Genomic DNA, 22,484 nt, shown 5'->3' on the forward strand with positions numbered 1-22,484 from the left:
TGGCAGTAGACACCGCAGCATAACGTACATAAAACTTTTTGGTTATTCAGGGCTTGTTGTGCAACCATAACTAGATTAAACGTGATTGAGCATTAATAGAGGCTAACTGAGATAGTTGCTTACCCCTGTCTTTTATCGCTAATACTAGTGTCATAGTTGGCGATCACTATTTATATGTAGCATTTACATCCAACTTTTTTCAACTTTATTAAATTTATCAGGTATATGGAAGAAATATTAAACCAATACTGTAAAAAAGATAATCTTGGGCTGCTTCTTCTAAGTATGGCAACTGGGTCGGGTAAAACATACATTGTTCTAAAGTTTCTATCTTCTAATTACAAGGAATTTGCCAAGCAAAAGAGAAAAATTCTGTTTATTACGAACCTCAAGAAAAACCTACCCATCGACGAACTAAAAAAACATTTTATCGCCAATGGAAATGAGGAAGATTTTGAAAAATATGTTCTTTTTATTGATTCTAATGTCGACCCTGTTATCAAAAACTTACTAAACATTGACCAACAAATTCCTGATAAATTTAAAAATAAAATATATTTACAACTAAAAAAATATATAGAAATGCTCGAAAATGAGCAATTACCTAGCGATTTTAAGGAAAACATTAAAACAGATATTCGTAGAAATCTTGAGCCAGCATTCCGAGACATTATTAAAAGAACATTGTCAGAAAATTTTAAAACGAAAAAAGCCCGTCTGTCAGCAGTAAAAAACAATCAAGATTACCAATGGATTGGAGAACTTTATCCCGCAGTATTTACAGATGATAAAACTATTTTATTTCTTAGTATAGATAAGTTCGTTGCTCAAAACACAACACTTATCGAACCATCATATTACTTCTCTGAGCGGTTCATTAATAAATCACTTATTTTTATTGATGAGTTTGATACTACCAAAGAAGCTGTACTAAAAAATATTATTCAATCTGGGTTAAGAAATCGAGTGGATCTTATTGATTTATTCTTAAATATTCATAATCATCTGATGCAAACCGAATGCCCTGAAGTACTTTTACAAGAATCAAAATGGCGAAAGCAGCAATCTTCAGGTAAAAACTGGCTATCTCTACGAGAACAGATTGAATCATTACGAGAGAAAGCAAATTATATATTCAAAAAATATCAATTACAGCATATCTGTAAATCTCATGAGAATTTTTCAACTAATGAAAGAAACTTTCTTTTTTATGATTATAAATTTCATAATGTATTGGATCGAAATCAACGCGTAGAGATGATTGGAGATATAAATAGCCGTACAAATTGGATTAATGCTTTTAATATTAAAGATAAAAATACGGGTATTGACATACAAGAATTGCTGAGTAGCATTACTGGCTATTTATCATATTTTCAGATAGGAATTAAGTATTTAGCCAATAACTATCGTCGTTTAAAAGAGGAAGATAAAGGCGGACAAGAAACTTTTCCCATTAAATTAGCTATTCAGACAGTTCTTAATAATTTTCACCTTAAAGATGTCGAATTTTTAACCCGTAAAATTCTTGAAGATGATTTGCCGTATGGCTTGCAACCCTATCAAGGAACAATCCAAAATCAGACTTTTTATGATAGGGGGTTTCGTTACTATGATATCGTCGATAGTGATGAGCATGATACATTATCAAAAATATATATGTTCAACTTCAGCCGTACACCCGAATTATTTTTGGCTGGAGTTTGCTCAAAAGCTTTGGTAGTCGGTATTTCAGCTACTGCTGGGCTTTATACAAACATTGGCAATTATGATCTTAAGTATCTGAAATCTCGTTTGGGAGATTCATTTATACGTATTAAAGATGATGCTCTTATTAAACTTAAAAACGCATATAACGAAGCGACTCAAGGATATAATCAAGTCTCTATAAAAACTAGATTTATTGGGACAGATACACAAAAAGAAGCAATCAAACAGTTTGAAGAACTTTTCAATGATCGAGAAGTAGCCCAGGATTTATGGAATACTCTTCGCCATACAATTACTAATGATGATGAGGAGAGTATTGAATTTTCATTTTGCCGTTATGTAAGAGCTTTAACAGCATGGAAATATTTTTTGGATAATCCTGATTGTCATGCGTTCCTTTGTCTTTTTAGTAAATTACCAAAGCCTTCCGACCCAAAGTTCGACCTGCATATATTGCATAAATATGCGGAATTTTTATTGGATAGCCATCAAAATACTATTGAAGGTTCCGTGGCTGATACATTCTTTGTACTTAGTGGAAATAACTTTGAAGAAAATAAAGAAAAACTGCTCAATGAGCTAAAAGATAATAAACGCCGATTTATTATTTCTGCATACCAAACAATTGGAGTTGGACAAAATTTACAATTTCCGGTTCCTTCTGGTCTAGAACCAATACATATTAATAGCTTTCCCAGGCATTCAAACATGGATATTAACGGGATATATTTAGATAACCCAACAAATATTCTTGTTAATATATTTGGGAACAATATAAATGATGATGAATTTATAAAATATATTTTTCAATTGGAATTTATTCGCGAGAATGGAGATTTATCACTAAACCAGTTTAAGAGCAAGCTAGATGAAGCTTTTCATAGATATATAGGAAGATATAAGCCTAGACGAAAGGCTGAAGACTTCATCAGCCTATACAATACAAATGCTTATTCACGTTACTTAAATAAAATCATTATTCAGGCACTAGGTCGAATATGTCGTACCAATATGAAGGCTCCAACAATTCATATTCTTGCTGACACTTCTATCCGAAAACATTTAATCGGGTTTTCTCTACCAGAAGATGTAATTCCTATTCGTGAATATACTGCTCTCCTTGAATCAGCAGGTGAATCGACTAACCGATCTGAAGATTTAATAGAAGCACAAAACCGTGCATCCCATAAAAGCAATCAAACTGCTGTTTACATACGTCGCCAACTGAGTACGCCGTGGACAAAACAGAGCGTTAAAAAGTGGCAAGAACTAAGAGAACAAGTTCTTTATCAACCAGGTATTACAAAAGAGTCAGAATGCAATATTAACTGGAATAATATTTACCTGCATTTGCCAAAACCTGCCGATTCATATTATTTTTCGCATGAAAATGACTATGATGATATCGAAGTTTTCTTTTCTGATGACTACGGAAAAAGAGAAACTAAAGAAGTGAGCGAACGAACTGCCCGTCTTTCTGAGTTGATGAAAATCGATAGTTTTCAGAAATTGTTCACTGATTCTGGCTGGGCAACAACATTTCCTAAATCTCAACTAATGTTGACCCCTCCCATGTTCAACAATATTTATAAAGGGGCATTAGGCGAAGTATGTGGGAAACATATTTTTCAAAACCTTTTAAATATTCCCTTACTAGAACTGAATGTAAATGAATTTGAACTCTTTGACTTTAAAACAGAGCAAAATATCTATATAGACTTCAAGCTATGGAATGATCGGGTTGCAGTAAAAGCTGATGAAATAATTGATAAAATCTGTGAAAAAATGGCGATTGTTGGAGCAGAAAGGGTTTTTGTTATCAACATTCTTGGTTCTTCCAACACTCCCTTTCAACCGATTCCATCATTTGGCGGAAAAATTATAGAAGTTCCCTATCTCTGTAAAAATGATAAAATCGATAATTTAGCGCTTAAATTTCTTGTGAATGAATTTTTAACATGAGCATTCTTACAAATAGACTAAAGATAAATTTTCATATTGATGCTATTGAAAGAGATTTTGTTTTTATCCGTTTCAAACGAGACAAAAATAGCAAATGGTGGGGAGCAGAAGAACTGGATTGCATTATAGGCGAAGATTATAAAGCCATGTCCGTTGGATATGCTCAATATGCCTATGCTATGTTTGATAAAAAATCGAATGATACTTACGCATTACTTCAAAAACTTAGAACTGATCCTAAATTTGCTAGTGTATCTGCAATTGAGGTAAAACCCCAGGCTGTTTATACTGGAAATGATGAATGTATATGTGAAGTAACACTTGCCCGTTTGTTAATTAACTCTCTAGGTTCATCACGATCTAAATTTAAACATCTACATTTCTCAAATCTGACTGGAGCATTACTTAAAGCTCCTCCATTGACAAACAAGCTTTATGATGCGATTGGCGTTGCTGAAATAACTCTTAGTCGTGATGAGAGTCAAAAAAATGAATTCTTATTGAAAGTTAGTGTAGCCTCTTATCGAAAAAAGGTTTCCATATTAAAAGAATATAAAGGCACAGCAGAATTAAAAAAAATTCTTAAAAGACCTGAATATGTGTTCCATAGTGGCACAGGAACTCTGAGAAGAAGGCTTCCATCTGATGGTAAAGATACAGATCCTACAAGGTCTTACATACAATGCGGTAAACAAGGTAAAAAGCTTCATACTAATTTTCTTGAGTTTGAAAGTATAGAGAAATTTGAGAAAAGCCGAGCAGGTATTTTGTTTCAAGTTTTCAATAGTATTCAAGAATATCTATCTGAATACATGAGTGTTAATTTTTCCACTCTTGAAATTGATCGCAGCATTGAACTCAAAAATACTTTGCTTAAAAGTCCAAAACAACTTCACTCAAAACTAGATGGTCAGGCAATACATATAGTTGATAGAGTTAATGATGAAGATTCTACTAATTTAGTAATTACACTGAAAGAATTTCTTCTTCCTTATATCACTGATGAAAAACTAATCACCGTCGGTAAACGTGATAAAGAAAACACTCTAAATTTTAGAATTATACATGATGCCGAATTTTATGAAAAAAGCGGGCAAAAGGACGAATACCTCCCTTCAATAGATAAATTTCAGCGGCAACATCTGACAATTGAATCAACTAAAAATGTTTCTAAGCCTATTGTTAAAACAATTATAAAGGAACAGCTTATAAAGCGTGATATTAGCTCTCGAACATTGAACTTGTTTGATTGGGGTAAACTTCAACTAAAAGGAATTTGGACTTTTGCTGCTTGGGATGAAGATACAGACCACGTAATTTTTATGGAAATTCAACCAAATGGTAATTTTGAATTTTACGAAATAGATGGTCAAGATATATTATTTAACTGGCAAAAGTTTGATAAATATAGAAAATTCATGACAGAGGATAGCTCTGGAGATAAAATCGAGACATTAGAAGGCCTTGTTGTTTCTGATGCTGGTGAGATAAATCAGATATTTATAACCGATGAAATCAGTATTCCTCACCTTTCTAAAATTGAAGCTATTCTTAGGGAAATCGAAACTGAACTTCCCGAAAACAAGCGAAATGGAAATGAGTTAGCTGATATAGTTGAAGAATTTTTACAAGAACTATCTGACCTTGATATTGAAAAATTTAAATTATTATCATTGGAACTTATAAAAATTGGTAGCCAACCTATATCGAAAGGAGATTTTAAGTCTTTAATCGCACAGTATTTGGGAACAACAAGGAAGATAGGAGACAAGGATATTGATATCAGTAGTACAAGTGAGGCTACTCGTTTTAGAGATTACCTTCTCGACCAATATCAAATTCGATTGAAGTTCCCCCAGGATAACCAGAGCAAAGAAGATTTATTCGACGCTTCTCTTAACATAAAATATTTTGGTGAAACCGAAAAAGAAGCTTATTACTTTGTTGGAGACCGAAAAGAAAAGGTGCAATTCTCTTTCAAAGATGCCTGTCATCTTCGTAAAATCGTGGCGGTGGATGACTCAAAACTGATATTCAGACAACTCCTTGAAACTATGGATGTTGATTTTGTCCGCACAGGGCAAAGTACCGTAATCCCTTTTCCATTTAAGTATATTAGGGAGTATAAAAATTTTGGTGTTGCTAAATGACTGTATTAATCAGTATTGATCAACGGCAATAACTCTTAGTTTGACGTTAGTTTGACGGATTTTACTTATTTTTCTAACCCCAACACACGGAGAAATGTTTTCAAATATACCCAATAGTAAAATTTACTAAAGTTCTCGCATTGCCCTGTAACTTTATCGGACGCAATCAAACCACATAAAATATCAATATTAAAATGTGGTTTTAACTACGCTATTTCATTGAATTAGTAAGATAAACTTGCCGTATGTATGTCATCCAACTACTTAGCTTCATTTAGTAATCAAAAAGGCATAAGCAATGAGCAAAGAACCAGCCAAAGTAATATTATGGGAAGAAAATCAAAAAGATTTTCTAAAAAAATTCTACGATCTCCAATTTACTCCCAGAGTAGGAGAGGAAGTTTACTTAAAAAAGGAGAAATGGAAAGTAACCAGAGTTGAGCATGACGTAGAAATCAGTGAGATTAATGTCTACATGGAATTAATCAAAAAAGCCAAGCAGGATAAATCATCTAATTCATAAATACAAGTAAATACACTCAACTATTATAAAAGGGAGGCTAAGAACCTCCCTTAATTCTGAGAATAGATATATTGTCAGGTGTAATTTGTAAATTTTTATGCAAACTGCGATATCTATGACGGGCTACGCCTACCCACAATCAATAGTTGTGAGTAAATGGTAGCGATCGCACTCTCTTAAATACCACATCAACTTCCCCACACCCAACCTTAATCTGTAACGATACACTATAAAAGTAAAGAAATGTAAATAAACTAAATTTTGCAACCGTGGAAAACATCACATTGGGGCAAAATCGCCCAGTTGTTACACCTTTGTGCATAGGCACTTGGGCTTGGGGTGATAAACTATTTTGGAATTATGGCGATCGCTATGGCCCAGAACAGTTACAAGAAGCTTTTACAGCAGCCTTAGAGGCTGGTGTTACCTTCTTTGATACTGCCGAAATCTACGGAATGGGAAAAAGCGAGAAATTTTTGGGACAATTTCTGCAACAGACACAACAACCTGTGCAAATAGCCACAAAATTTGGCCCTGTACCGTGGCGATTTACAGCCCAATCCGTCTCTGATGCTTTAACAGAGAGTCTCAAACGCCTACAACTGGATAGAATTGCTCTGTACCAAGTGCATTGGCCTTTTGCTTTCTTTTTAAGCCAAGAAACTTTGATGAATGCCCTAGCGGATGAAGTGAAGCGGGGTAGAATTGCCGCAGTTGGTGTGAGTAATTACTCAGCAGAGCAAATGCGAGACGTGCATCAAATATTGGCAGCCCGTGGAGTGCCTTTGGCTGTGAACCAAGTCCGTTATTCTTTACTCAGTCGCCAAATTGAAAGCAAAGGTATTATGGCAACTGCGCGTGATTTGGGTGTGACTATCTTGGCTTATAGTCCTCTAGCACAAGGATTACTCACAGGCAAGTACAGTATTGATAGTGCTGAAACCCCTACTGGTGCGAGGAAAATAGACCCACGATTTAAGAAAGAAGGTCTGCAAAAAATTGCCCCAGTCATATCTTTGCTACGCAACTTCGGGGAAAAATACGATCGCACCCCTGCCCAAGTTGCTCTCAACTGGTTAATTGCTCAGGGGAACGTTATTCCGATTGCTGGGGTGAAGACAGCCGAACAGGTGCGGCAGAATGCTGGTGCTTTGGGCTGGAGATTGAGCGACGATGAAATTGGAGAATTAGAACTAGTTAGTCGTCCTTGGCTGTAATATTTTTGAACTACTCAAACACAGGAGGCCAAATTTCTGACACTACTAGCTCCCAACCTGGTAATAAGTCTGGTAGTGTCAGTTTGTCGTTGTCCTGCAAAACTATTGGTTCTTGGTTGAGTTGATAAACTGTGAGCGTCAATTTGTCAGGATCAATGAGGATACCAACCGTAGATCCGAGTTGTAAGAATAACTGAATCTTTTCTACTAATGGTTTGATCCGGTCTGACTTAGATTTTATCTCTACCATCAAGTCAGGTACGAGTTCCACAAAGTCGCGCTTGCTTGTTTTCAGTCGATCAGCCCGAACAAAAGATACATCAGGAGCGCGGAGATTTCGTTTTTCGTTATCAGCTTCTTTCCCGTTTTCAGTTTCTAGTGTAGGCAAAATGAAACCCGCGCTAGAACCCGTTACCCGTCCTAGACGCTGTGGGCGCACCCAGTTGCCGAGTAATCTAGTTAACTCAGCACCTATCTCCTCTGACTCATAATCTGATGGACCCATAAGAACTATATTTCCGTCTACTAGCTCCATCTGCCATTCTGGATGCTCTGCTTGTAGTTGCTCTAAGTCTGGGATAGTGAACATAAGACCAGGAAGAATGCATCTTTAATTCATCTTCTTACAAAGGGGTAGAAAAAGTTACCCAAAAAGCCAAAAAGTCAAGAGCCAAAGTCAAAATCTTGACTTTTAACTCTCAACTCTCCAATTTTAGATTTGGATTTTGGATTGAAGAAAAAATCTAAAATCCAAAATTGATTAACTTTTAACTCTTGACTAAGAAGCTGATTCCCTAGCTGTAGGTGAACCTATCTTTTTACTAGGGGATGCAGAAGAATCCTGCCCACTTGTCCGCAGTTTTGGCTTGGGAGAAGAATGTCTTTCTTCACCATTGCTGCTATCTGATTTCCATGCAGAACGAGGGCGATCGCTGGAAGATTCACGACGCTTGCCGAGTCTGGGTTTGGGAGCAGAAGATTCCTCTTGGGGAATTTCCACGTCTGAACTCAACCAAGCGGGACGAGTTTGATCGTAAGCGATTTGCAATGCCGCTGCGGCGATCGCTTGAGCATCGTATTCTTCAATCAGTTCGCTGACAATCGGCAAGAATGAAGCCAAACGCTCACCTGTCAAAGCTTCCCGCACCTGTTCTTGTAATTTCAGGATGTGTCGCGCTTCAATCTGTGCCCGTGTGGGAATCGTTAGCACTTGCCAATTTTGGCGGTTATGACGTTCAAATGTTTGCTGTTTACGCCGCTCAAATGGTTGTACTAAAGAAATTGCTGTTCCTTCTTTACCAGCACGACCAGTACGACCAATGCGATGGACGTAGGTTTCTACGCTATCGGGTAAGTCGTAGTTGATTACGTGAGAGAGTTGATCGACATCTAACCCTCGGGCGGCAATATCAGTTGCTACCACCCAGCGGACTTGACGGTTACGGAAGCGGCTCAATAACCGTTCCCGCGCTTGTTGGGACAAGTCACCGTGGTATTCATCTACACTGTGACCAGCGCCTTGTAACTGACTAGTGAGTTCTGCGGCGGTGCGTCTGGTGCGGACAAAGATTAAAGCTGTTTCTGGATCTTCCATTTCCAGAATCGGCTGTAAAGCTTTGGCTTTTGTCCAGTGACGGGGGATCAGATAAGCTACCTGATTAATCTTGTTGGGAGCGGCTTTTGGCTGCTCAACGGTGACAGTTGCAGGCGATCGCAAGAACTTGTTCACCAACATCCGAATCGATGGTGGCATTGTTGCCGAGAATAAAGCTGTTTGGCGTTCGACGGGCGCTTGAGAGAGGATTTTTATTACATCATCAATAAAGCCCATGCTCAACATTTCATCAGCTTCATCCAACACAAACCACTTGACTTGATCGAGCTTTAAACAGCCACGATCAAGCAAATCGATCACCCGTCCTGGAGTGCCCACAACCATGTGAACACCACGTCTGAGTTGTAACATTTGGCGGTCAATTGATTGACCACCGTAGATTGCTAACACTCGCAATCCTTCATCGCCGATGAACTGAGCGATCGCATCGTGAACTTGCATTGCTAATTCACGAGTTGGCGTTAAAACTATGGCTTGTACGGCTTTTTGATTAATATCTAGCCGCTCTAAAATTGGCAGTGAAAATGCTGCTGTTTTGCCTGTTCCAGTTTGAGATTGACCTACCACATCACGACCAGCTAGCAATTGGGGAATTGCTTGCACTTGAATGTTAGTTGGTTCGGTAAAACCGATTTTTTCTAGTTGTTCGACACGTTCTTGGGAAATGCCTAATTCTTGAAATGAAAGAGTCATTAATTCGTCCTAAATTTTTTCTAAGGATTTTTGGATTAGTCATTTAGTCATTAGTCAGCCAGCGGAATCTTAGGGAAAACCCCCATGAGGAAATATCTCACCAGAAGGGCGAACCTTAAGGGTCATTTAACAAAAGACAAATGACAATTTAGTTATTGACTACTTGACCATAGAGGTCGTATGTATCAGCGTGGTGAATCGCTATTGGCACGATGGTTCCTAACTTTGCCTGGCCTTTGACATACACCAGACCATCAACCTCTGGGGAAAATCTACCTGAACGACCGATTAATTCACCACTTTCAGGATTTTCTTGCTCAATCAGGACATCAACGATTTTGCCTACTTCCTGTTGATTTTTCTTTTGAGAAATCGGTTGCTGGAGTTCCATAAGTTGGTATCGGCGCTCGTCCATCACCAATTGGGGCAACTGATTTGGTAACTTGTAAGCTGGGGTTCCTTCCTCTGAGGAAAAGGTGAAGACACCAACATGGTCGAATTCATGCCGCTGGACGAACTCTAGTAGATGCTCAAAATTCTCGCTTGTTTCTCCTGGGAAACCAACAATAAATGTTGTCCGCAGTACGGCTGTTGGTAGCGCCGTTTTGATGCGATCTATAATCCCATCATTTACCCGTCCTTGCCAAGGACGGTTCATGGCGCGGAGAATCTCTGGATGAGAATGCTGCAAGGGCAAATCCAGGTAAGGCAAGACGTTGGGTGTTTCTTGGATAGCCGCTATCACATCTGGGGTCAGTCCCGTGGGATAAGCGTAATGCATTCTGATCCACGGTATATCTACTTTCCCCAAAGCCCGAAGTAATTCGGCTAACTTTGGCTTACCGTAAATATCCAAACCGTAATTAGTGGTGATTTGGGAAATCAGAATAATTTCCTTTACCCCTTGACTAACTAACTGCTCCGCTTCGGCGACTATAGATTCAATAGTACGCGATCGCTGGTTTCCTCGAAGATGAGGAATTATACAAAATGCACAACGATAATCACATCCTTCTGCAACCCGCAGGTAAGCTACGCCTTCGGTTGTCGTGCGATAGCGCGGTGTAGTTTCGTCAGCAATGTAGGTTGGTTCGATACTAACCTGTTTGACCCGCTCGCCAAGTTCAACACGCTCAATTACATTTACAATTTTGTGATAATCGCCTGTGCCCACCACCGCTACTGCTTCGGGCAACTCCTCCAAAAGTTGTTCTTGGAAGTGTTGCGCCATACAGCCAGTAATTACAATTTTTTTATTTGCCTCTGCCAGTTCTACCAAAGTTCTGACAGATTCAAGTCTCGCTGCTTCTATAAAACTACAGGTATTAACAATAACGTAATCTGCTAATTCTTCATTTGTATCTACACCGTAGCCTGCTTCTACGAGCATTCCCAGCATGTGTTCTGTATCAATTCGATTTTTCTCGCAGCCCAAGTGAGAAATGGCAATTGTTGGCTTTTCACCCATATTTTGAAAAAATCTTCATTTTTTTCTTGTAGTCAAACATTCCAGTGCTAACTTCGCTTTTTTGCTATCAGCATCCTCATGAAAACAGTGCAGGGGCAAATTCCCACTGTCAGTAACTGTCTGTGGACTCATAACCCTATCAATAAATAAAAATAGAGGTCATGTTATGATATTCCTATCAATCTGTTCCCCAGGGTAAATTGAAGTGTCTTTGGGTACATTTGACACTCGTAATCTTTTTTAACAATTCGCCTATTGGTATTTTACATTACCGCAGCGTGTGCGTTGTTAACCTACCCATCGGGAAGCCGCCCAAAGGGCTTGTTGTGAGAAGTCGCTACCCTCAGGGAAATCGACGAAAGCGACTACGCCTATAAAGCAGTAATACTACCCTGGCGATTGGCAAGTCCTACGACAGTGCGCGGACGAGACGCCTAAACCACGGAAAGCTGCCTCGCGTCTAGTGAGTGGCAAACTCCTCTTGTAGCCAAGTTTTATCTTAACATATCTTATGGGAGGTTTGATGCCAATTTCCATCTGAGGAAGGAGGCAGGAAACCGACTATCATAAAACACATTTGACTAGTTAATGAGAAGTCAAGAGTCAAGGGTCATATAGTCAATAGTCAAAAAATTGTGGACTCTGGACTTTGCGAGGCGGATTAAAGACGTGGACTTATATCAACTATTTAAAACTCGCTCACCGATTATTGGCGTGGTTCACCTACTACCACTGCCGACCTCACCTCGTTGGGGAGGTAGCCTAAAAACGGTGATTGACCGCGCCGAACAAGAAGCCGCAGCCCTGGCAAGCGGAGGGGTTGACGGACTGATCGTGGAGAATTTTTTCGATGCGCCGTTTACCAAGAACCAAGTTGATCCAGTGGTCGTGAGTGCCATGACCATTGTGGTGCAGCGGATACAAAATTTGGTGCCTTTGCCTATAGGCTTAAATGTTTTGCGAAACGACGCCAAAAGTGCAATGGCGATCGCTAGCTGTGTACAAGCGCAATTTATCCGTGTCAACGTTCTCACAGGGGTGATGGCAACCGACCAGGGATTAATTGAGGGAGAAGCCTATCAGCTACTCCGCTATCGACGGGAGTTAGGCTCTGATGTTAAAATCCTGGCCGATGTGTTGGTAAAGCACGCCCGTCCTTTGAGTTCTCCAAATCTCACAGTCGCTGTGAAAGACACCATTGAAAGGGGTTTAGCAGACGGGGTGATTTTGTCAGGCTGGGCTACTGGTAGCCCTCCTAACTTAGAAGATTTGGAACTAGCTTGTGATGCAGCAGCTGGCACGCCAGTGTTTATCGGTAGTGGGGCCAATTGGGAAAATATTGATACATTGATGCAGTCAGCAGATGGTGTAATAGTTTCCAGTTCCCTGAAACGTCACGGACGCATAGAGCAACCAATAGACCCAATTCGCGTCAGCCAATTTGTGGAAGCTGCACGTCGCAATTGGAACTCCAAAGGTGAAAGCAAATCAGCAGAACAAGTGAAGTTACATTCTTAGCGAGTGGCGAAAGAGAGTTAGGAGTTATGAGTTATGAGTTTTAAATTAATTGTTCCTAACTCCTTATTCTTAACTTTTTACTCCTCACTCTTAACTCTTAACTCTAACTTTTACCAATCTTCAATCCCCAATAGCAGTTTATGATTCGCCGCCGTTCTACTCCTTGGATTCATAGATGGTCGCGGCCATTGATTGCCGCGATCGCTGGATGTGGTGCCCTGACAACAGGTTATCTCACCATAGAAAAGTTAACAGGAAACAGTGCAGCTTGTGTGGCACAGGCTGGTGTCAAAGGCTGTAATGATGTGCTTTCCAGTGCTTGGGCAACAGTTTTTGGTCAGCCATTAGCCTTATTTGGGTTTTTGGCATACACCAGTATGGTAGTACTGGCTTTAGCTCCCTTGGCAGTTAACCGAGAGCAAAATAAACAGCCGCGCTCAAATTTAGAAAACTTGACCTGGTTGCTGCTGCTGGCTGGAGCGATCGCTATGTCTGTCTTTAGTGGTTACTTAATGTACCTGCTGGCATTTCAAATCAAAGCAACTTGTCTTTACTGTATCGGTTCAGCTTTGTTTTCTCTTAGTCTTTTGGTACTGACAATTATCGGTCGGACTTGGGAGGATATTGGGCAAATCTTCTTTACCGCCATTATTGTGGGGATGGTAACGCTGATTGGGACTTTAGGCGTCTATGCTGGCGTGAATCCAGTAGCTGATAACCAAGTTGAATCAACTTCTGGACAACCCGTAAAAATTTCTTTTGATCCCAACAAGAAGGAACCTAAACCTGGAGTTGGTTGGGAAATTACCACTACTTCTGGTGAAGCAGAAATTCAGCTGGCGCGTCACTTGACAAACATCGGTGCTAAAGAATATGTTGCTTGGTGGTGTCCCCATTGCCACGAACAAAAGCTGATCTTTGGCAAAGAAGCTTACAAGGAAATTGCTAAGGTTGAGTGTGCTTCTGCCAATAATCCAAACGTGATAGCGGACGAGTGTAAAGCTGCAAAAATTGAAGGCTTCCCCACTTGGATCATCAATGGTACAAGGTATAGCGCAGTCCAAAACTTAGAGGAACTGGCGAAAGTTTCTGGTTACACAGGCCCCCGTAACTTCAAGTATTTCAAGTAATTGCCTTGAGGAAGCCTGCACCGACCTAGCGGTACCGTGTAGTTCGCACCCCATAGTCAACTGGATGAATACAGCAAAGTTTGTTTCCAGTTGGCTTTTTTATTTTTGGTAATAGACAAGAGGTGTTGTCCAATACGCTTTTTCCCAATTTTCCAGCGGCTTTTATCCGTAAACACCTTAGCTCGACTTTATCCAAAATGAGCACCTAAGTTTTCTTTATCCGGCAAAAACCCTAGCTTTTTAGCACAAACCTTTTCCATGTCACTAGTTATCGTTGAACTTCATAAAGTAAAACTACTGTCCCACAAAGGTTTCACCTTCAGCGTTGGTGTTTTCAAAAAATGGATAAAGTCGAGCTTAGAGGTTGTTTGAAAAGTATTGTTATTAACATTAGCGCCTCTATCCGTCAATTAGTTCTTGACAGACTACTAGGTAATGGGAATGAATCAGCAGCTAGGCAAGCATTGTGTGAAGTTAATCTTTGGACTGAAACAATCGCTTCGTCAAGGACACAGGGAGTTAATTACTGCCGCCACCGTTGCAGTCTGTGTCCTGCTTTTGCACTCCATCGGATTATTGCAATCTTTGGAGTTGGCAGCTTTGGATCAATTTTTTCGCTTACGTCCATATGAATCGCCAGAAGAGCGTATTACTATCGTAGTGATTGATGAGGCTTATTTAAACGAAGTAGGTTGGCCGATTCCAGATACAAATATTGCCCAGCTGTTGCAAAAATTAAACGTCCACAAACCCCGTGCTATTGGCTTAGATATCTACCGAAATTTGCCAGTAAAGCCTGTTAATCAAGAACTGCCTAATGCTTATAAGTCAATGCCCAACTTGATTGGTATTGAACAACTAGCAAATGACAAAAACGTTAGTGTTTTACCTCCACTGGGATTAAATCAGAATCAAGTGGGTTTTAACAACGTGCTGCTTGACTCTGATGTTAAAGTCCGTCGCAGTTTGTTGTATTGGCACGTTGATAATCAGGCACACGAAAGTTTTGCCTTGAAGTTGGCTTTATTGTATTTAAAGTCAGAAAATATTACTCCTAGTAAAGCAAAAAGCAACCCTGAGTATTTGCAATTGGGTAAGGCAGTATTTACTCGTTTTCAGACTAATGATGGTGCTTATGTAAGAGCTAATGATAAAGGCTACCAAATTTTGACCAATTTTCCCAAACCTAAATGTCAAAGTTCATGTGGAGAATTTGATAGTTTTCGCCAGGTATCGATGAAAGATGTACTGGCAGATAAAGTCGAAGAAAACTTAATTAAAGATCGGATTATACTCATTGGCTCCACTGCATCCAGTCTTCAAGATTTTGTATTTATTCCCTACTCCAGCAGTCTGATGGGTACGGCAAAGTCTATACCTGGTATTCAACTACAAGCTTATTTTATTAGTGAGTTAATCTCCGCTGCTCTGCAAGGACGACCCTTACTCAAAGTCTGGCCTGACTTAGTGGAATGCTTGTGGATTTTTATCTGGTCTTATCTGGGAGCTGTGACGACATGGCGGATACGACACGCAACTAGAAGCCTGCTCAGTATCTTAGTTTCTTGTTTTATATTAACCTTGAGTGCGTACCTTGCTTTCTTGTATGGTTGGTGGATACCGATTATTCCCTCACTATTTAGCTTTGGCAGTTCAGCTATTTGGATGACCAGTAATATTGCCCACATGCAGGAAGAGTGGAAACGTTCTAAAGAATTTTTGTATCATGTAATCAACACAATTTCTGATCCAATTTTTGTGAAAAATGAACAACATAAGTGGATTGTTTTAAATGAGGCGTATTGTCGATTTATCGGTTATCCGAATAAGTTGTTAATTGAAAAGTCAGACTATGATTTTTTCCCTAAACATGAAGCCGATGTGTTTCGAGAACAGGATGATCTTGTTTTCCAGACTCAGCAACCCCAAGAGCATGAAGAAGAATTTACAAATGCAGATGGTCAGACTCATCAAATTGCCACTAAGCGATCGCTCCACAAAGATGCAGCTGGCAATTTATTTTTAGTTGGGGTGATCCGAGATATTACTCAGCGCAAGCTCATGGAGGAACATCTCAAGCGTACTGCTGATGAACTATCCCGCTCTAACGATGAATTAAAACTCAACGAACACAGTTTGCGTTATTTAGCATATCACGATCCCCTCACTGGTCTATCCAATCGCAAATTTTTTGCCGAACAACTTTACGAGTTATTACATGGGGCGCAACACGACAACTTGTTGCTAGGAGTGTTGTTTATTGATTTAGATGGCTTTAAGCAAGTCAATGATACTCTGGGGCATGAGACAGGCGATCGCTTGCTAATGACTATCGCTGAACGACTTAGCAACTCTTTACGCGCTAGTGATACAGTTTCTCGTTTGGGTGGCGATGAATTTACTGTAATTTTACGGGCAATTCCTAATGTCCAAATAGCTGCTAAAGTCGCTGAAAAAATTTTAAGCAGTATTATCAAGCCAATTGTTGTAGACGGCGATACAATCCGAGTCTCTGCCAGTATTGGCATTAGTGTCTATCCATACAACAGTCAAGACAGTGAAACTTTGATAAAACAAGCAGATGCAGCAATGTATCGTGCCAAGCGTCTGGGTAAAAATCGCTACGAGTTTGCTTAGTTAGTCAAGAGTCAAGCCTCCAGACTTTTCTCAGTTTAGTCAATATTTTTACCTAAAGACTAAACCTAAGAACATACAGCATTTTGCATCTAAATGAAGTACATCCTTACCCCCCTTAATCCCCCCTTTACAAGGGGGGAAATTCCCAATCTAGTTCCCTCCCCAATCTATCGGGGAGAGTTAGGGAGGGGTATTTTTGTACTTCATTAACTTGCAATCTGCTGTAAGTAGCAAAAGAATTAGGGTAATTAGGAAACTAACTTAATTTTAAAAGCATTTTTAATTTCAAAAAATCTACTTATATTTACTCGGTTTATTACAGTATTTTATAGTTCAAACGTTTTTAAAATTCTTGTAATCTGGGAATTTAGTTGTTTTATCTTTACTGTAATTAAATTCAAACTATACAAATAAATAAGTATTATCTGGGATTTTTATGAGCTACGTTTTTTTAAAAACATAGTGTTTATACTGATGAATATGAAGATACTATTAATAAAATAGTGATTTAGGCGAAATTCTTATAGGATTCATCAACATATCTAACTTTCGACTGATGTAAAAGCAGCATATTTAAGAATACCAATTGAGTATCAAAACTATTTAATACCAGCAGATTAATCTTTAATTACAAGTAGATACCATCATGACTTGTACACTAACTGTAAGAATTTAATAAAGTTGAAATCTTTTTACGAAAAAGTAAGTAAATATACGATGAACCATAAAAAATACGTTTTGAAATTAAAAATTAGTAATTTTACTGAAATTTATGAAAACTAACTTCAGAATTACAAAGTTTATCATATTGTGTATAAGTGCTTATATCCTACTACCTAAAATTGCCACTTACACATGTATTTTCAGCAGTGCAAGTGCTAATACTTTGCCGACTACTAGTAGCAAAGTTTTAATCGCTCCCAAGGTCAATTCTCAAAATTTAAAAGACATATATATCCCACCAAATTATGGTGGTCCCGACAGTCAGCATGGTAGCGGTACCCGTTGATAGCAATAGTGCTAGCGAGTTATCGGGCATGGGGGGACTAGTAGTAACGATGTAGGAGCATCACCTGTCCTTGGCGCAGCGACCATAGGATAAGGAATTAAAAGCCTTTAAATAAACGCCTGTTATGAAAACTTCAATCAAGACAATAGTGGAGATTTCCACCAATGATGTGTTTGTATAAGTGTGTGAACTTGCCAATTTGGGTCTGGTTGAGGATAATCTAAACGGTAGTGTCCGCCTCGGCTTTCGGTTCTAAAAACAGCACTTTTGAGAATTAAATCAGCCACATCTAATAAATTGCGAGTTTCTGCCCAAAGTCCTAATTGCCGTTCAACATCTGGTAAGTCAAAACTAGCTGGTTCTGCGGGACGTAAAGCAAGCAAGAATTGACTTAAATGCAAAGCCGCGAAATCTTGCTGCCAAGATTCAATAGTGGCGATCGCAGTTTCCAACCGTGATTGCTCCCGACAAATACCAGCACTTTCCCACACTAAACATGGTAACTTTTCCCTGAGTGCTTCTAGCTGTGCTTGCTGGATGTGCCACTCATTAGCATCAGCACTAAATTTCCGTAATGGCAGCACTGGTGTTTCTGACGGCAGCCCAATATTTTCCAACTCAATATTAGCCATCTGGGCCCCAAACACAATACATTCCAGCAGGGAATTACTGGCAAGGCGATTTGCCCCATGCACCCCGGTACTAGCGGTTTCACCCACCGCGTACAAACTCTTAATATTCGTGCGATTCATCAGATCCGCGACAATCCCGCCCATCCAGTAATGGGCAGCAGGGGCCACAGGAATTGGTTCATGGAAGACATCAATGCCCCAATGCTGACAAACTTTGATGATGTTGGGAAAGCGGTGACGAATCTTGTCGGCAGGGATGGGGCGCATATCCAACCACACATGGGCAGTCGCCAGATCAACGGCGGTACGTTGTAAATGGCTGAAAATTGCTCTACTGACTATATCTCTGGGTGCGAGTTCACCCGCAGGGTGATAGTCAAAGGCAAAACGCCGCCCTTCGTCATCCACAAGGTGTGCCCCCTCACCGCGTACAGCTTCGCTAATCAGAAAGTGATCGGCACCAGGTTTAGTCAGGGCAGTGGGGTGAAATTGCACAAATTCCAAATCGCGCAGGATCGCTCCAGCCCGATATGCGATCGCTACCCCATCACCCGTACTTACAGCCGGGTTAGTGGTTTGGGCAAATACCTGACCGCCGCCGCCAGTTGCCAATACCACAGCACCAGCTCTTACCCATGTGATTTCACCTTGATAAAACAGGCTTATTCCCTGACAGCGCCCACTTTCGGGTTCGATCCACAAACTTAAAGCCAAAGCTTGCTGAATGACTTGAATATTCTGGCGACGTAATACTTGAGCCGTGAGGGTAGTGGTAACTTCCCTACCTGTAGTGTCAGCGGCGTGCAAAACGCGGTTGCGAGAATGGGCAGCTTCTAAAGTTAAAGCCAAGGCTTGACCATGACGATCAAAAGCAACCCCCAAGTTAACTAAAGATTGAATACAGTTAGGGGCAAGCTGGGCGAGAAATTCTACAGCGGTGCGATCGCATAAACCCGCACCTGCCCGGATCGTATCTTCAATGTGTAGCGTTGGAGAATCTTCCGGGGAAACGGCTGCGGCAATGCCACCTTGCGCCCAATCACTGGCGGACAAAGCAACAGTTTCTTTGGTAATCAAGCCGACTCGCAAGGACTCTGGTAGACACAGCGCTGTGTATAGTCCAGCCGCACCAGCACCGACTACTAAGACATCAAATTGGCTAGGAATATCTATCTGAGGCAAGGTAATGGGGGAGGGGGAGAGGGGGGAGCAGGGGGAGCAGGGGGAGAGGGGGAGGACAAGGGAGAAAATTTTACCTTGTCCTCTTCATCCCCGTCATCTCTAATAGAATAATCCCACTCCCTAGAATCAGGAGTGGGCTGCTATTTGCTACATTGACTGCAAGGTGCAGTTATCTGTAGATGCCGTTGTTAAAGCGATCGTCTCCCTCGTTAAAGGCAGGCTCTAGGTCTGTCACGGTGAATTTATCGAAGTTGGCTTGCAGGGTTTCTTTTTGGCGATCGCTCAATCCTGGAAGATCCAATACATCCTCTACTTTTTGGTAGGGAGCATTTGTGATGATCTTCTTAGCCAGGGTGGGATAAAGTCCTGGATACTGTTGAAAAGCTCGGACGTTGGTATTGTTCAAATCAATTTTTTTACCAAATTCCGTTCCTAGCTTCGCGTCTGCCCGATTCTGCCGCTCAATTGCCAGAACTGGGACTTGAGGAAAAGCAAAACTGTTGAAACTAGCAGCTTGGGCTATTTGAGTTGTTCCCAACCATCCCCAGCAACTAAGTAACAAACTAAACACTGTTAATAAACGCACCAATCCTTTCACGATTTTCTACCTCTTTCCATCAAACAGAAATAAAAGTTTTAAGTTAACAGGCGTCAGCGGTCATTAGTCATTAGTCAGAGCGCTAAAGACAATTGGACTTTGGACAAAATCTGATAGCTTAATTAACACAGCAGTCATCAGAAACTAATATACAGCGGATTAATATCCACAATATTTACTGTTACTGGGTTTGACTGTAGTTTTGGCAAAAATTTTCATCGTGGTCAGAGTGCCTGCATAGCTGTAATAGCCTTATATCAATGATCTCGGTAGAATCCCCAGCAAAACGAAATCTTTTCAGGGTGGCTGATTCTACCTTCCAAGCAGACACAAAACTGTCCGATGTCTAATACAGACAACCCTAGCAATAACACTTGAGGCTGATAAACTGTTATGTAATATTTCTTAACTAATTAATTATCTACAGCATCATTCTTGATGTGCCGTATAGTGGGTTGGAAAAAGTTTTGGTTTTGATATTAACCAATTTTTGAATATTTAGGCTGCGATCGCAGCTAACAAAAATAGGCTGTCTACCAAAATTGTGCTTAAAACTGCGCCGCTAAAGGCATACCAGTGTCTTTGATTTCGACCTAAAGGTAAAATCCCGACTGTTAACAGCACTAAGGCGAGAATTATCGCCCAAGTTTGTCCCCAAGGTGTTTGTACTTGCATTAGGGCATTTTGTAAAATTTGTGGTGCGCCATCTGCATCTACTCTCATGATTTGCCGCCAATAGGGCATCAAGTCTGCTAGATAAAAATATACATCTGTTAAAACTGTACCGAGTAAAGAACCTAAATAAAACCAGCTACCCACCTTGCCCCAATTCTTTGCCAGACACCAGCAAGCAAGCGGTAAGCCTATAGATTCTACTGGCAGATGCCAAAAAGGTTCCCAACGTAACCAGCCCCAGTAAATCGCTCCTGCTAACCAACTCCAGCTAAATCCTAAGAGCAAATCTCCCCAGACATAAGTTGCAGTCCGTGACATTAATGTAAAACTTAGCCACACCCAAAATGCTGTCAGCGCTAAACTTAGACTTGGTAGCGATCGCACTATTGGCGCTTCTATAAATACTGGCACTGTTACTAAAAACACCGCCGCCGCAAACACTAACCAAGTTTGTCGGGCAGAAATAGATAAGGAAAGAGAGGGAGAGGAGAGTGTAGATTCCAATTGCCTGATCCCGTTCTGTCGAAGATCAGCCAAATCCAACTCGGTATCAATAGAAGAGGTAGAAGCACTGTAGGAGGACAATGTATTATTTATCAAAGTTTTTAATATTTGTTACTAAACTTTATCTTACTTAAGATATCACATCTAAAAATCCCCATAGGGGGGATTTTGATTGGATCTAAATTTTATCAAGGTTGGATGTCACCCGGAAAAACTGAGTACAACAACGTAAAGTTGGATAATTCGTAAAAGTACGCATCCATTTTAGGAGTGTAGTTAATGGTGACAACCTTAGAAGCGGGCGGGATGAATTTACTCTTCTGGCAACTGTTACAGGTGGGAGGGTCGGCAACTGAAGTTAACTTGATACAGCAACTACTTGAGGCATTTATTCTGGGGATTGTACAAGGCATTACAGAATTTCTGCCCATTAGCAGTACTGCTCATCTACAAGTGTTCACCAATGCGTTCCACTGGGAAGAATTGGGGTCAAAAGCTTTTCTAGCGACAATTCAATTTGGCAGTGTGATTGCCGTCTTAATCTATTTTCGATTAATTATTGCTCAAGTTTTAACTGGAGGCTGGGCGGCTTTTCAAGAAAAAGACTGGCAGCGAGAAGAATGGAGATTATTGGTAGGAATAGCAATAGGAACCTTGCCTGCTCTAGTCGGGGGATTTCTGCTGAAGAAGGCACTAAATAATGAAAATTCCGGGATTAACAGCATGACTACCATAGCTGTGGCTTCTATTGTCATGGCACTCTTATTGGGTGCATCTGAAAAATTAGGCAGTCGCAAGCGAGATTTTAAAGACATAACCATTCTAGATGGACTGCTGATCGGATTAGGTCAGATGCTGGCTTTAGTACCGGGTGCGTCTCGTTCTGGCTCAACTTTAACAACCGCCTTATTTCTGGGGCTGGAGAGGCAGACAGCAGCAAGATTTTCCTTTCTCTTAGGAATTCCCACCTTGACTATTGCCACCTTATATGAATTTTTTAAAGAAGCACTGGGCAAAATTGACTTGCTAGTGGTAGCAGTAGGGACATTATCAGCGTTTGCATTTTCTTATTTTTCGATCGCCTGGTTGTTGCGGTATCTTCAAACTAAGAACACATGGATATTTGTCTGGTATCGTTTGGCATTTGGAGCGGTAATCCTCAGTGCGATCGCGGCTAAATTGTTGAAAAATAGTTAATACTCATTGGTCATTTATCATTTGTGATTTCTCCAAACCAGACGATGAATGCCCAATGCCCCAT

14 protein-coding genes are annotated in these 22,484 nt (G+C 40.3%); 8 read left to right on the top strand and 6 right to left on the bottom strand.

The window, feature by feature from the left end; all coding sequences use genetic code 11:
- Nucleotides 1-225: 225 nt before the first annotated feature.
- From V7K35_RS21980 to V7K35_RS21995, 4 genes are all read left to right on the top strand, one after another.
- On the top strand, nucleotides 226-3,672 hold the full coding sequence (locus V7K35_RS21980) for a hypothetical protein (RefSeq protein ID WP_335081601.1): 3,447 nt from the start codon (nucleotides 226-228) through the stop codon (nucleotides 3,670-3,672).
- The gene (locus V7K35_RS21985; RefSeq protein WP_335081603.1) at nucleotides 3,669-5,822 is read left to right on the top strand and encodes a hypothetical protein; all 2,154 of its coding nucleotides are present in this window, start codon (nucleotides 3,669-3,671) and stop codon (nucleotides 5,820-5,822) included. The genes V7K35_RS21980 and V7K35_RS21985 overlap by 4 nt, the downstream gene beginning before the upstream one ends.
- Nucleotides 5,823-6,120: 298 nt before the next feature.
- Entirely contained in the window at nucleotides 6,121-6,345 is a 225-nt protein-coding gene (locus V7K35_RS21990) for a hypothetical protein (RefSeq protein ID WP_322690574.1), read from the top strand.
- Nucleotides 6,346-6,614: 269 nt separating this feature from the next.
- Nucleotides 6,615-7,562: an aldo/keto reductase gene (locus V7K35_RS21995; RefSeq protein ID WP_335081605.1), complete on the top strand. Its 948-nt coding sequence runs from the start codon at nucleotides 6,615-6,617 to the stop codon at nucleotides 7,560-7,562.
- A 10-nt stretch (nucleotides 7,563-7,572) separates the two neighbouring features.
- Here the strand turns inward: V7K35_RS21995 and V7K35_RS22000 are convergent, their stop codons facing one another.
- The 3 genes from V7K35_RS22000 to rimO form a co-directional block, all read right to left on the bottom strand.
- On the bottom strand, nucleotides 7,573-8,151 hold the full coding sequence (locus V7K35_RS22000; RefSeq protein ID WP_335081607.1) for a Uma2 family endonuclease: 579 nt from the start codon (nucleotides 8,149-8,151) through the stop codon (nucleotides 7,573-7,575).
- Nucleotides 8,152-8,340: 189 nt separating this feature from the next.
- Complete coding sequence (locus tag V7K35_RS22005; protein WP_335081609.1) at nucleotides 8,341-9,870, bottom strand: DEAD/DEAH box helicase; 1,530 nt, start codon at nucleotides 9,868-9,870, stop codon at nucleotides 8,341-8,343.
- A 148-nt stretch (nucleotides 9,871-10,018) separates the two neighbouring features.
- Nucleotides 10,019-11,338, bottom strand: coding sequence for a 30S ribosomal protein S12 methylthiotransferase RimO (rimO, locus tag V7K35_RS22010; RefSeq protein ID WP_334797727.1), 1,320 nt, complete (start codon nucleotides 11,336-11,338; stop codon nucleotides 10,019-10,021).
- A 669-nt stretch (nucleotides 11,339-12,007) separates the two neighbouring features.
- On the opposite strand from rimO, the gene btpA reads away from it, so the two are divergent.
- From btpA to V7K35_RS22025, 3 genes are all read left to right on the top strand, one after another.
- Nucleotides 12,008-12,856: a photosystem I biogenesis protein BtpA gene (btpA, locus tag V7K35_RS22015; RefSeq protein WP_334797729.1), complete on the top strand. Its 849-nt coding sequence runs from the start codon at nucleotides 12,008-12,010 to the stop codon at nucleotides 12,854-12,856.
- A 140-nt stretch (nucleotides 12,857-12,996) separates the two neighbouring features.
- Nucleotides 12,997-13,986: a vitamin K epoxide reductase family protein gene (locus tag V7K35_RS22020; protein WP_335081611.1), complete on the top strand. Its 990-nt coding sequence runs from the start codon at nucleotides 12,997-12,999 to the stop codon at nucleotides 13,984-13,986.
- Between the two features lie 441 nt (nucleotides 13,987-14,427).
- Complete coding sequence (locus V7K35_RS22025; protein ID WP_335081613.1) at nucleotides 14,428-16,623, top strand: CHASE2 domain-containing protein; 2,196 nt, start codon at nucleotides 14,428-14,430, stop codon at nucleotides 16,621-16,623.
- A 1,146-nt stretch (nucleotides 16,624-17,769) separates the two neighbouring features.
- On the opposite strand, the gene nadB is transcribed toward V7K35_RS22025, so the two are convergent.
- The 3 genes from nadB to V7K35_RS22040 all read right to left on the bottom strand — a co-directional run bounded on the left by nadB (nucleotide 17,770) and on the right by V7K35_RS22040 (nucleotide 21,319).
- Nucleotides 17,770-19,446, bottom strand: a complete 1,677-nt coding sequence (nadB, locus tag V7K35_RS22030; protein WP_335081615.1) for an L-aspartate oxidase — start codon at nucleotides 19,444-19,446, stop codon at nucleotides 17,770-17,772.
- Between the two features lie 169 nt (nucleotides 19,447-19,615).
- On the bottom strand, nucleotides 19,616-20,044 hold the full coding sequence (psbU, locus tag V7K35_RS22035) for a photosystem II complex extrinsic protein PsbU (protein ID WP_334725336.1): 429 nt from the start codon (nucleotides 20,042-20,044) through the stop codon (nucleotides 19,616-19,618).
- Between the two features lie 498 nt (nucleotides 20,045-20,542).
- Nucleotides 20,543-21,319, bottom strand: coding sequence for a DUF3120 domain-containing protein (locus V7K35_RS22040; RefSeq protein ID WP_335081617.1), 777 nt, complete (start codon nucleotides 21,317-21,319; stop codon nucleotides 20,543-20,545).
- A 183-nt stretch (nucleotides 21,320-21,502) separates the two neighbouring features.
- Between V7K35_RS22040 and V7K35_RS22045 the strand changes: the two genes are divergently transcribed.
- Complete coding sequence (locus tag V7K35_RS22045) at nucleotides 21,503-22,420, top strand: undecaprenyl-diphosphate phosphatase (protein WP_335081618.1); 918 nt, start codon at nucleotides 21,503-21,505, stop codon at nucleotides 22,418-22,420.
- Nucleotides 22,421-22,484 lie beyond the last annotated feature (64 nt).

The sequence above is a fragment of the Nostoc sp. genome, assembly GCF_036917275.1.
Lineage (GTDB): Bacteria > Cyanobacteriota > Cyanobacteriia > Cyanobacteriales > Nostocaceae > Nostoc.